The organism is Acinetobacter sp. Res13-Abat-PEC15-P4-01 (assembly GCF_015676285.1).
Classification (GTDB): Bacteria; Pseudomonadota; Gammaproteobacteria; order Pseudomonadales; family Moraxellaceae; genus Acinetobacter; species Acinetobacter nematophilus.
Genome location: NZ_JADAIN010000050.1, coordinates 29,365 through 41,154, shown reverse-complemented (window position 1 = coordinate 41,154; position 11,790 = coordinate 29,365). Strand labels below are relative to the sequence as shown.

General features: G+C 37.0%; 11 protein-coding genes. 7 read left to right on the top strand and 4 right to left on the bottom strand.

Annotation, left to right across the window (positions count from 1 at the left end; genetic code table 11):
• Positions 1-137: 137 nt before the first annotated feature.
• Positions 138-563: a chlorhexidine efflux PACE transporter AceI gene (gene aceI, locus IMO47_RS17215; protein ID WP_196075482.1), complete on the bottom strand. Its 426-nt coding sequence runs from the start codon at positions 561-563 to the stop codon at positions 138-140.
• A gap of 156 nt (positions 564-719) precedes the next feature.
• Between aceI and IMO47_RS17210 the strand changes: the two genes are divergently transcribed.
• The 4 genes from IMO47_RS17210 to IMO47_RS17195 all read left to right on the top strand — a co-directional run bounded on the left by IMO47_RS17210 (position 720) and on the right by IMO47_RS17195 (position 4,896).
• Positions 720-1,610, top strand: coding sequence for a LysR family transcriptional regulator (locus IMO47_RS17210; RefSeq protein WP_196075481.1), 891 nt, complete (start codon positions 720-722; stop codon positions 1,608-1,610).
• A gap of 88 nt (positions 1,611-1,698) precedes the next feature.
• Complete coding sequence (gene tal / locus IMO47_RS17205) at positions 1,699-2,688, top strand: transaldolase (RefSeq protein WP_196075480.1); 990 nt, start codon at positions 1,699-1,701, stop codon at positions 2,686-2,688.
• Between the two features lie 115 nt (positions 2,689-2,803).
• Positions 2,804-3,457, top strand: coding sequence for a leucine efflux protein LeuE (gene leuE / locus IMO47_RS17200; protein ID WP_196075479.1), 654 nt, complete (start codon positions 2,804-2,806; stop codon positions 3,455-3,457).
• A gap of 266 nt (positions 3,458-3,723) precedes the next feature.
• A complete protein-coding gene (locus IMO47_RS17195) occupies positions 3,724-4,896 on the top strand; it encodes a benzoate/H(+) symporter BenE family transporter (RefSeq protein WP_196075478.1) in 1,173 nt (390 codons plus the stop codon).
• Between the two features lie 407 nt (positions 4,897-5,303).
• On the opposite strand, the gene map is transcribed toward IMO47_RS17195, so the two are convergent.
• The gene (gene map, locus IMO47_RS17190; protein WP_196075477.1) at positions 5,304-6,098 is read right to left on the bottom strand and encodes a type I methionyl aminopeptidase; all 795 of its coding nucleotides are present in this window, start codon (positions 6,096-6,098) and stop codon (positions 5,304-5,306) included.
• Between the two features lie 337 nt (positions 6,099-6,435).
• Between map and brnQ the strand changes: the two genes are divergently transcribed.
• Both brnQ and IMO47_RS17180 read left to right on the top strand, forming a co-directional pair.
• Entirely contained in the window at positions 6,436-7,728 is a 1,293-nt protein-coding gene (gene brnQ, locus IMO47_RS17185; RefSeq protein ID WP_196075476.1) for a branched-chain amino acid transport system II carrier protein, read from the top strand.
• Between the two features lie 636 nt (positions 7,729-8,364).
• Positions 8,365-8,601, top strand: a complete 237-nt coding sequence (locus IMO47_RS17180; protein WP_196076277.1) for a hypothetical protein — start codon at positions 8,365-8,367, stop codon at positions 8,599-8,601.
• A gap of 49 nt (positions 8,602-8,650) precedes the next feature.
• Here IMO47_RS17180 and IMO47_RS17175 read toward each other — a convergent pair whose 3' ends face one another.
• Positions 8,651-9,109, bottom strand: a complete 459-nt coding sequence (locus IMO47_RS17175) for a hypothetical protein (RefSeq protein WP_196076278.1) — start codon at positions 9,107-9,109, stop codon at positions 8,651-8,653.
• A 119-nt stretch (positions 9,110-9,228) separates the two neighbouring features.
• Between IMO47_RS17175 and IMO47_RS17170 the strand changes: the two genes are divergently transcribed.
• Entirely contained in the window at positions 9,229-10,095 is an 867-nt protein-coding gene (locus IMO47_RS17170) for an alpha/beta fold hydrolase (RefSeq protein WP_196076280.1), read from the top strand.
• 115 nt (positions 10,096-10,210) lie between these two features.
• On the opposite strand, the gene IMO47_RS17165 is transcribed toward IMO47_RS17170, so the two are convergent.
• Positions 10,211-11,752: a transporter associated domain-containing protein gene (locus IMO47_RS17165; protein WP_196076279.1), complete on the bottom strand. Its 1,542-nt coding sequence runs from the start codon at positions 11,750-11,752 to the stop codon at positions 10,211-10,213.
• Positions 11,753-11,790 lie beyond the last annotated feature (38 nt).

Genomic DNA, 11,790 nt, shown 5'->3' with positions numbered 1-11,790 from the left:
TCTCTGTGGAGATTTCATATCCGATTTACATGGCAGATTAAAATGAAAAATGGTTCTGCATTTTTTAAACAGCAGAACCATTTTCAAGTAACGATGACTATTCTGACCAAAATCAAGTTGGATGTTTTAGTGTTCAATTAAGAATGAACGGGTTTTATTCCCATACGTTCCTCGATCAAATCGTAGCACCATTGGAAAATAAAGGTATAGATTAAAATACATGTGGTCATTCCTAAATCCAATAGGACTGCCTGCCACAATGTCATATCCATTGCATAAGCAACCATTGGAATGGTCGCCAACATCAAACCACCTTCGAAACCAATAGCATGCAGAACTCGCACTCCAATCGTACGCTTAAGCTTTCTTTTATGCTCGAACTTCTCGAAAAAATGGTTAAAAATCATATTCCATATAACAGATGTTACAGCCATAGCCACACCTAACACACCCGTAACTTCCATAGGAACTTCAAAAATAAAACTTAACGCAATCGCTATGATCACCAATAGGATGATTTCATAGCTCAATGCATGAATAATCCTTCTTTTGGAAACCATCATTTAAAACTACTCTTTTTGTTTCGATAATGGCATTATATTTTTATAATATTGATCAATCGAGTTAGATTCTTTCAATTTTATTGAAAGATCAGTTTCATTCTTTTTTCTATATTTCTTTCATTTTCACATGATTGAAATTACTAATCACGGTTCAACATGAATATCAATCAAGAACAGTTGGTGATTTTTAAAACAGTTATAGAAACAGGGTCTTTTTCTGCTGCCTCAAGACAGCTTGGAAAAGTACCCTCTGCGGTCAGCATGTCTATTGCCAATTTAGAAATTGATTTAAATCTCAAATTATTTAAACGGGTCGGGCGTGAGCCTATACCAACGCCACAGGCACAACTTTTATATGAAAAAACAGAACAACTGCTCATCGAAATGAATCAATGGAAACAACAAGCCATTGCCCTCAGTGAAGGTTTGGAATCGTCACTGAATATAGTGGTGGTTTCAGAGTTGGTACATACCGATTGGACCGAATATATCGCATTGCTTGCCCAACAGTTTCCAAGTTTACAGATCAACATTTTTTCGGCACCACAAGAAGATGCTCTTAAAATGCTCATGAATCAGACAGCGCAATTGGCATTGATGTTTGAACGTGAGATGCTAGAAAGCCGCGAACAATTTGTTGAGTTAAAAAAAGAAGCTTTAGTGCCAGTTTCTGCAATCAATCACCCGCTATCAGCCCACTCAAAAGTGAGTTTTGAACAAATATTGCAATCCAGGCAGATTGTCGTTGCTAGCCGAGACCGCACAATTAAACCTGAGCTACTCTATTCTAAAAACTACTGGCGTACCGACAATCATCACTCGGCATGTTCACTCATCTTAAAGGAATTAGGCTGGGGAGTACTTCCCTTGGAAATGTTTAATGAAAACCCAGAACTGAAACATAAGTTAAAAATATTAGATTTGCTCGATTTCACACCAAAATTTGAATATTTTGTTGATTTGGTTTGGAGCCGTGAAAGTAATTTAGGTTCGGCTGCTCGTTTTTTGATTAATCACATTCGAAATCAAAGAATTCATACAAAATAATATGTCTTTCAGTACATTTTCCTATTTTGCTGAAATCGCATTGTGTTATAACTAAATCACAAATATTTTAACTAAGAAATAACCGGTAATGACTCAATCTGCATTAGACCAATTAAAACGCTTAACCACTATTGTTGCTGATACAGGTGATTTAAATGCTATTCAACAATTTCGCCCATTAGATGCAACAACAAATCCTTCACTGATTACGGCAGCAGCTCAGCAGCCTGAAAGTCGCACCTTGATTGAAGATGCCTATACACAAGCTAAACAAGAAGGCTATGTACTTGATGAACTGGTAGAACGCACCATTGATATTCTGACAGTGAAACTTGGTGTAGAGATTTTAAATCTTGTTGAAGGACGAGTTTCAACTGAAGTTGATGCTGCACTTTCCTACAATACCGAAGAAACGATTGCTAAAGCCAAAGAACTGTTAGCACTGTATCAAGGCTACGGAATCAATCAAGATCGCATTTTAATTAAAATTGCATCTACCTGGGAAGGTATTCAGGCAGCAAAAGCACTTGAAGCAGAAGGGATTCATTGTAACCTGACTTTATTATTCGGTTTACATCAAGCCAAAGCATGTGCCGATGCCAAAGTCACCCTGATCTCTCCTTTTGTTGGCCGTATCCTAGACTGGTATAAAAAAGCTGAAAATGTTGAAAGCTACCCGATTGAAAAAGATCCTGGTGTACTCTCTGTCAAACAGATTTATCATTACTACAAACAGCACCAAATTAAAACAGAAGTTATGGGAGCAAGTTTCCGTAGTGTAGATCAAGTTCTAGGACTGGCGGGTTGTGATTTACTTACTGTTGCTCCTGCACTTCTTGAGAAATTGGAAGATGATCAACGTACTGTAAGCACCCAGTTAAATCCTGACCATGCACAAACACATCAAGATCATCCACATCAGGAAATTTCTAAAGCTGAATTTAAGCAGCAACTAGAAGCAGACTTGATGGCATTCCAATTGTTGCAAAGTGGAATCGATGGCTTTATTAAAGCCCGTGAACAATTGGCTTTATTATTACGCCAATCTTTTGGACTTGAAGCCGATTTTATTGATTAAATTTCAACCATGCAGCGTGCTTTAAATGCACTAAAGTGGCTCACATTCTAAAGCCGAGTTTGTTATCATAAGCACTCGGCTTTTTTATTCGCTTTTCTTAAACTGTGAGAATATTGTGTTTGGTATTACGGATGTCGTGACATATATATTAGGGACAATTTTTATCGTCATTCTCCCGGGTCCAAACTCACTTTATGTGATGTCTATTGCATCAAGATTTGGCATTAAAACAGGTTATATTGGTGCTTTGGGTGTTTTTACAGGTGATTTAATCCTGATCCTTTGTACGGTATTGGGTGCTGCATCCTTATTACATGCTTTTCCTTGGTTATTTGTAATACTTAAAGTGGTGGGGGCGACTTATTTGTCCTACCTCGGGATTCGATTATTGATCGCCAGTGTTAAAACCTGGCGTAGTACACCACAGACAATCCAATCAGACTCTCCTCAATCAACTACGACTGAACAGTTTCATCCTTTTCGTACAGCATTGACGATTAGTTTGTTAAACCCGAAAGCCATTTTATTTTATTTATCATTTTTTGTTCAATTTGTTGATCCCGATTATCCTTATCCTGCATTAAGTTTTGCTGTACTTTCTATAATTTTACAAATCATTAGCATGAGTTACTTAACCATTTTAATTTTTTCTGGAGTAAAACTCGCAGCATTCTTTAACACACGCTATAAAGTTGCAGCAGGATGTGTAGCAGCGGTAGGGTTATTGTTTTGCGCCTTTGGTATAAAGCTTGCAGTTTCAACCATGTAAAAGCAGGAAAGAAATGGGGTAAACTCTAATTCAATGTTTTATTGAAGTTAAAATATCCCATTTTAAGCGCCTAAATCAGGATCAAGCAATTCTCATGGATACAATCGCTTGATCGCAAAAAGCTTGAATTATCCAACAATGATAATAAATTCAATTTTTCTATTTGCTTTTGATATTAAATACTAATTAACGCTGTCCGCTTTAAAATGATCCATGTATGATGGATGCATTTTCAACCATTCAATCAAATTTAAAAGCAAGGGATCATGCAAAAGCTTCTCCAAGACTTCTCAGTACCTGCCGTATTCGCAGGCTTTATAACTTTTCTTATTGGTATCAGTGTTTCAGCTGTTTTAGTGATTCAAGCTGCTCAATTACTTGGTGCAAATCCAGCACAAATTACCTCTTGGTTTTGGGCATTAGGTCTCGGTATTGGTCTTTCAGGTTTAATTCTGTCTTGGAAATTCAAATATCCCGTTGCAACCTCATGGTCTACTGCTGCACTCGCATTAATCATTGCAACAGCAAGTGGTTATTCGCTTTATGAAGCCATCGGCGCTTTTTTGGTATCAGGTTTGCTTACAGCAGTTCTTGGGTTTTCAGGTATTTTTGCAAAAATAATCAATTATATTCCACAGAGTTTGACCAGTGCCATGTTGGCAGGGGTATTGCTAAAATTTGGAATCGCCTTATTTGCCAGTATGCAAAATGACTGGGCATTTATCCTCAGTTTATTGGCAGTCTATGTGATTACAAAACGTTTATGGCCACGTTACTGTATCGTGATTACTGTAATTGCAGGAATCATCATCTGTCCCTTCTTTATGGAGTTTCATGTTCCAGTACTGCATTGGGGGTTGGCAAAACCTGTATGGATGGCACCTGAATTCACATGGTCTGCTATTTTGGGACTGGCGCTACCGTTATTTGTGATCAATATGGCATCTCAATACTTACCCGGGATTGCCATGATTAAAAGTTATGGTTATCAACCACATGTCAATCAGTTGATTGGTTGGACAGGCACGGCTCAAACGCTGCTCTCTCCTTTTGGTTGTTATACCGTGAATATTGCAGCAATCAGTGCAGCAGTAAGTCTTGATGATCAGGTCCACCCTGATCCATCCAAACGCTATATTGCAGGTATGAGCTGTGGATTTTTCTATATTTTAATGGGACTATTTGCAGCTACATTAACAAGTTTATTGATGTCTTTTCCACACTTATTTATTGTTGCTTTAGCAGGTATCGCATTGTTTGGTACCATCAGCCACAACATTGCGATTGCATTTCATGAAGTCAAGGACCGTGAGGCGGCATTACTGACCTTTCTTTTTAGTGCCTCTGGGATACAGTTCTTTGGGATTGGTTCTGCATTTTGGGGATTATTATTTGGTTTTGCCGTTTCACTGATTTTAAATTTCAACGTTAGAAAATAACCATACACGATAAGGTGAGTGCTTGACTTACCTTATCCAAACTTCAGTTGAATAGATGCCTTCACGCGTCTATTGTTTCAAACGATACAGCGCCACAATATGTTTAAAAGAATGTTGAACTTAAAATTTATGCGATAGAGAAAGGCAATTTTAAATAAAAAAAGCTTATCCTAGGATGGATAAGCTTGAAACTTGTAACAACAATAGAAACTTCAAAAGAATCTGCAGCAGATTATAATGACCCATTAACACGCAAACCAATATATAAAAAATCTAACTGAATAATTTTTACTCTAGAATAAAATTAAACAGTTCACAACTGTAAAAATTAACGTTAAAAAAATCTCGTTTTTTTAATTTAAAAATTTATAACAGGCGTCAAACCTGCCAAAAATTAGACCAAAGTATTAGATTTCAGGATAGTGACCTGTACCTTCAGGCCAAGGTGTTAACAGTTCAAATCCTGTTTCCGTCACAGCAACCATATGTTCCCACTGGGCAGATAAAGATTTATCTGCGGTCACAACAGTCCAGCCATCTTTTAATTCTTTTACACTGGCTTTACCGGCATTAATCATAGGTTCAATGGTAAATACCATACCTTGTTTCAGTACAAGTCCCTGTCCTGATTTTCCATAATGCAGTACATTTGGCTGTTCGTGATAAATTTTGCCAATACCATGACCGCAATATTCACGAACAATACTATAGCCTTCACGTTGACCAACAGTTTGTATAGCGTGACCGATGTCACCAAGTGTTGCACCCGGTCTCACGGCATGTATACCTGCAACCATCGCCTCATATGTGGTTTCAACTAGTTTTTTAGATTCAGGCTTGACAGTACCCACATAATACATACGGCTGGTATCGCCAAAATAACCATCTTTAATGATTGCAACATCAATGTTGATAATATCACCATCATTCAAAACAGTATTTTTCGATGGAATACCATGACATACCACTTCATTGGGTGAAATACAGGTGGTTTTTGTATAACCATAGTATCCAACATTCGCCGGTATAACCTTGAGGGTATTCACAATATAATCATTACAGATATCATCCAAATATTCAGTTGTTACCCCTGGCTTAACATATGCACCAATCATTTCTAAAACTTGAGCCGCTAGACGCCCTGACACTCTGAGTTTTTCAAGGTCTTGTCCAGTTTTGATGGTGACTGTTGAAGCTTTCATTGGATCTGTCCGCAAAAGTGAATCGATATTATATGCTTTTTCAATTGCTTTAGGGCTTTTTCTTGCAGAGGATGCAACTTTAAAATGTGAATTGGTACTCATAATGATTAAAATAAGTATTAAACTGCGATGATTTGCTTTTTAAGCATATAAATTTTTCTTTAAAAATGTCTTATTCGAATTTAATTAAATTAAGAGCTGAATCATCCACATAAATATAACTCATATGGTTAATTGGTTAAAATTTATAAAAAATAGGAATATTACCCATAAAATAAAATACAAAAAATGTCGCATTTCCACTAAAATCGCTGTTTTGCGTTTTTAACCACACTTTATGACTAATCTCCGTACCAAGGATATTATTGCTTTAGGGTTCATGACTTTTGCCTTATTTATTGGGGCAGGCAATATTATCTTTCCACCCATTGTCGCTCAACAAGCAGGTGAACATGTATGGCTGGCAGCATTAGGTTTTCTAATCACCGCTGTAGGCTTACCTGTAATCACCATTATGGCACTTTCAAAAACTGAAGGTTCTATTGCCATTTTAAGTTCTCCTTTAGGCAAAGTTGCAAGCTTAATTCTGACCGTCGTATGCTACTTATCAGTCGGTCCACTTTTTGCAACGCCACGTACTGCCACAGTTTCGTATGAAATTGGTTTTTCATCTTACTTTGGTACAGGTGGTACACCGCTATTTATTTATAGCGTGATTTACTTTGCTTTTGTAACATTAGTGTCTCTTTATCCAAACAAACTTTTGGATACCGTAGGTCATATTCTTGCTCCACTTAAGATTATTGCACTGGCAATTCTTGGTATTGCAGCCTTTATCATCCCGACTGGTTCAATTTCTCCTGCCATAAATAATTATGCAACCAGCCCTGTTTCTGAAGGCTTTGTAAATGGTTATTTAACCATGGATACTTTAGGTGCATTAGTGTTTGGTATCGTGATTATTCACGCCATCCATTCTCGTGGTGTCACTGATAAAAAACTGGTAACTAAATATGCCATTATTGCAAGTTTAATTTCCGGTGTCGGTTTAACACTGGTTTATATCAGCTTATTTAAACTGGGTTTAGGTAGTCATGATGCAGCACCCAATGCAGCAAACGGTGCAGTGATTTTGCATGCCTATGTTCAGCACGCTTTTGGTGATCTTGGCTCATTATTTCTTACTGCTTTAATTTTTATTGCCTGTATGGTCACTGCAATTGGATTAACCTGTGCATGTGCAGAATACTTCTCCGAACTGACTAAAATTCCTTATAAAGTTTTAGTGATCATTTTAGTTTTATTCTCTTTGGTCATTTCAAATTTAGGTTTGACTAAACTGATTGCATTCTCTGTACCTGTCCTCAGTGCAATTTACCCACCCGCTATTGTGGTTATTCTATTGAGCTTCTTTTGGAGCAAATTTAATCATCCTGCAACAGTAATTGCACCAGTAACTGGCGTTGCATTTTTATTTGGGATTATTGAAGGTATCAAAGTCACGGAATTCAAAGATAGTTTACCCTTAGTGATCCAAAACTTGCCTTTAAATGAACAAAACCTTGCTTGGCTTATACCATCATTGATTGTTTTAATTATTTGTGTCGTTATCGATAAAGTTAAGAAATAAAGCGTCTTAATCATCGTCATTAAAATTTGATTTTACCCAAATCCAATTTTAACTGTGATCAATAATTGTCATGTTTACCCAACAGACTGTTATTGTTTGCGACACAACTCAAAACGAATTCAATACTTGCGATCCCATTATTCTTGATTGCTGTAAACTACATTTACGCTTTACTTCTCGAACATGATTTTCTAAATTAGTGAGACGACAAGAATCTTACCTATATATGCAGGATAGCAACCTGCTTAAAATTCAACCACGAATCACATCAATTTACAATTTACTACAATTAAAATCTGTTTTTTATCCATGATCATAATTTTTTATAAAACTTGCATAAATATTGCATAATTTTCATCGACTTTAGTCAAAATTCTCTTGCACATATTATAAGTTGCTGTATTTTAAATTGATAACCAATTCACACTTATTCAACATTAAATACACTATTTAAGAAAAAAATCACTCATATTTTCATTTTTTATAAAATAAGTCATATCTGTAATAAATATGTCATAATTATTTTGAATAATAGAAGTATTTGCTCTTGAAATAATTATTAAATATGGTACAACTGAATAAACCAATCCAGACTAAAACAATTAGGTTTTTGTCGAGCAGACAGGAGGGATGGAGATGTTATCATTACATTTCAACAAGCAAGTCTTCATTAATTCTTTGAAGGCAAACACAAAACTAGTCACATATTTGAGTACAACGATTGCCCTTTTGGCTACCCTGCTCATCCACGGACTGATTCAGGACAATTTAAAACCTGAATATTTTGCCTATGCATTAGCTGTATCTGCCGCTTTCTATATTTGGGATGTTGTAGATCATAAGTCGCGAAAACTCGCAAAAATCACTGAATGAAAGATGGATGCCAAGCATCCATCTTCATGTATAACAATATAACAAAAAATTAAAATAATCCTTTGATCATCCCTAAAAGTAATACTCCTGTTGCAAAAATCTCTCCGATCACCAATAAAATCATTGCTAAACGAAGTAAAATTTTCGGTAAATGTACACTGCCTAGTTGATGGGGCTGCTTGAATTGATTCGTCGTATCTTTGAGCCAGCCATGTAGAATATAACTTGCTATAGAAAAACTAAAAAAAACTAAATTCACCATGACGCAGAGTAAATTAATTATTTTCTGAAAACTCGAGCAGTACGCCATTACCGCCAAAATTAAGCTTGCAGGTGCATAAAGCAAGCTACTACGATGTGCTATATCGACATAATAGTGTGCTCTGGCAAGTTCTGAACGACTAATCTGAACGTACTTCCAAACCCCAGTAAGCATCCCTACCCACAAATAGATTCCACTAAAAATCACTGCAAGCTTGACTGACAAGCTAAGATTAACGACTTCCATTTAAACCCTCTATATTTCCTTTTCATTATATACACCTGACTAGATAGTCATATTTTAAACAAGTTTCTTTTTGGAACTTATGTAAAGTAGGTGCTAAGAATCATCTATGGACTGTTATGATGACAATATATGAGAAATTAACCATTCGCTGTGCGGATAGCTATAGCTTAAGTGCACGTTTTTACCCGGCACAACAGCCAACCCACGATTTACCGATTTTGGTTTGTCCAGCAACAGGTATTACACAGGGTTTTTATCATCATTTTATCGAATGGCTGACTCAGCAAGGTGCTGATGTTATGGTCTTTGATTTCCGCGGCATTGGTGACTCGTTGCACGGACCATTGCAACAGTCCAAAGCCAGTATCCAAGACTGGGGACAGCTAGATATTCCTGCTGCTATTGAATCGCTTTTAAACAAGACCGGTAAAAGCCAACTAACGCTCATTGGTCATAGTGCAGGCGGTCAATTGCTCGGTATTGTTCCAAACTATAAGAAAGTCGCACAGGTTATTTCAGTATCTGGTTCTACCGGTCATGTAAAAGGTCTTAAAGGTCGCACTAAACGCTTAGCACCTGTTATGTTTAACTTGGTCTTTCCGATTTCAAATCTCATCAAAGGTTACGGTGCAACTAAAATGTTGGGTATGGGAGAGAATCTACCGCAAAAAGTAGCCAAGCAATGGGCAGAATTCTGTAGTCAACCTGGTTATGTAATGAATGCCGTGGGTAAAACCGTATTTGAAGATTATCATCAAGAGATTGAGTGTCCTATTACCTCCTATTGGTCTTCAGATGATGAGATTGCAACCTCAACCAACGTAAAAGACCTACTTCGTCTTTATCCTAAAGCTGCAACCGATATGATCGAGCTTAACCCACAACAACATGGTCATAAAATGATTGGGCATATGCTGATGTTTAAAAAAAGCCATCAAAATCTTTGGCCAATCATGACGCAGAAAATATTTAATTCAACACTTTAGTTTCCAGTACTTAAATTCGTAATCCTGTTTAAGTGCTCTTTTTATTCAAAAAAAATGCCTCATGATTGAGGCATTTTTCTCAAGGATGAATCATTTAAATCAATACAGACACTGATTATGAAAATTGCTCTGGTCGGGTAATTTTTACCGTTTTGATTCGATTCTCATCCATTTCAATGACTTCAAACCATATTCCTTCATGTTCAATTTGCGTACCCAAATGTGCATCACCTTGCGTTTTATCCAGAATTAAGCCGGCTACACTAAAATAGCCAGAATCTTCTTGAACGAGGTCAAGCATTCCCAACTCCAACTCAAGCTGATACAAGTCAAGCATACCCGATGCCTTCCAGGTGGTTTCATCGACTTTAATCAGTTCCAACTGTTCATCGGCATCTGGAAACTCACCAGCGATGGCTTCAAACACGTCAAGCGGAGAAATCAAACCTTGAATATTGCCAAACTCATTGCTGACTAAAACCAGTGAGCCCTTGGATGTTCTAAGAGTATGAATTGCATCAATGACCTTCATTTTTTCAAAAATGAAGATTGGTCGATTACGTTTCAATAAAGTTTGCAATTGTTCTGGTTCATCCAGAACATCAATAAGCTCTTTGGCGCGAACAACGGTCACCACTTTGTCTAATTGTCCACGGCAAACAGGAAATAAACTATGGGGTACAGCTAAAATTTGCTGACGAATACTTTCAGTATCATCATCAAGATTGATCCAAGAAATCTGTGATCTAGGGGTCATAATCGATGCCACTGAGCGTTCAGCAAGGGTAAGTACTCCACCCACCATATAACGTTCTTCATCACCAAAAGCTTTCTGCGCAGCTAAGGCTTCAGGACTTTGTAGTAAATCAGCATCTAATTTGCTCCCCATCAACTTTAAAATTGAATCCGCTGTACGATGACGCAATGGGGTTTTGGATTGATGTTTTTCTGCATTACGGCTAGAGAATTGATTAAATGCCTCGATTAAAATCGCAACACCAATACCTGAATAGATGTAGCCTTTAGGAATATGGAAACCAAAACCTTCTGCAATTAAACTGACACCAATTAATAGAAGGAAGCTTAGACAGAGAATAACGACTGTAGGATGTTTGTTTACAAACGCCGTCAATGGTTTAGACGCAATTAACATCACAATCACAGCGATAGTAACCGCAGCCATCATGACATATATATTGTCAACCATCCCTATGGCAGTGATTACTGAGTCTAGAGAAAATACTGCATCCAATACAATGATCTGGGCAACAACCGCCCAGAAACTCGCATATACAGCAGCACCTGAACTTTTGACCTCAGGCTTCCCTTCCATTTTTTCATGTAATTCAGTCACTGCTTTATAGACAAGGAAAAGACCACCAAATAATAAAATCAGGTCTCTTCCTGAAAATGAAAATCCTGCAAATGCAATCAGTGGTTTTGTCAAAGTGACCAACCAAGATATGATTGACAATAAGCCTAGACGCATAATCAAGGCTAAAGAAAGACCGATAACACGTGCTTTATCACGTTGTTCAGGAGGAAGTTTATCTGCGAGAATGGCAATAAATACGAGGTTGTCAATACCCAGTACAATTTCTAAAACGATGAGGGTTAACAGACCAACCCAAATTCCAGGGTCTAATAAAAATTCCATTATTAGATCTCCTGTTTATTCTTATAACTATATAAATT

Excerpts from the sequence above, each read along its gene's own strand:
- aceI (WP_196075482.1), bottom strand. The coding sequence starts at position 563 with ATGATGGTTTCCAAAAGAAGGATTATTCATGCATTGAGCTATGAAATC.
- IMO47_RS17210 (WP_196075481.1), top strand. The coding sequence starts at position 720 with ATGAATATCAATCAAGAACAGTTGGTGATTTTTAAAACAGTTATAGAA.
- tal (WP_196075480.1), top strand. The coding sequence starts at position 1,699 with ATGACTCAATCTGCATTAGACCAATTAAAACGCTTAACCACTATTGTT.
- IMO47_RS17195 (WP_196075478.1), top strand. The coding sequence starts at position 3,724 with ATGCAAAAGCTTCTCCAAGACTTCTCAGTACCTGCCGTATTCGCAGGC.
- map (WP_196075477.1), bottom strand. The coding sequence starts at position 6,098 with ATGAAAGCTTCAACAGTCACCATCAAAACTGGACAAGACCTTGAAAAA.
- brnQ (WP_196075476.1), top strand. The coding sequence starts at position 6,436 with ATGACTAATCTCCGTACCAAGGATATTATTGCTTTAGGGTTCATGACT.
- IMO47_RS17180 (WP_196076277.1), top strand. The coding sequence starts at position 8,365 with ATGTTATCATTACATTTCAACAAGCAAGTCTTCATTAATTCTTTGAAG.
- IMO47_RS17175 (WP_196076278.1), bottom strand. The coding sequence starts at position 9,109 with ATGGAAGTCGTTAATCTTAGCTTGTCAGTCAAGCTTGCAGTGATTTTT.
- IMO47_RS17170 (WP_196076280.1), top strand. The coding sequence starts at position 9,229 with ATGACAATATATGAGAAATTAACCATTCGCTGTGCGGATAGCTATAGC.
- IMO47_RS17165 (WP_196076279.1), bottom strand. The coding sequence starts at position 11,752 with ATGGAATTTTTATTAGACCCTGGAATTTGGGTTGGTCTGTTAACCCTC.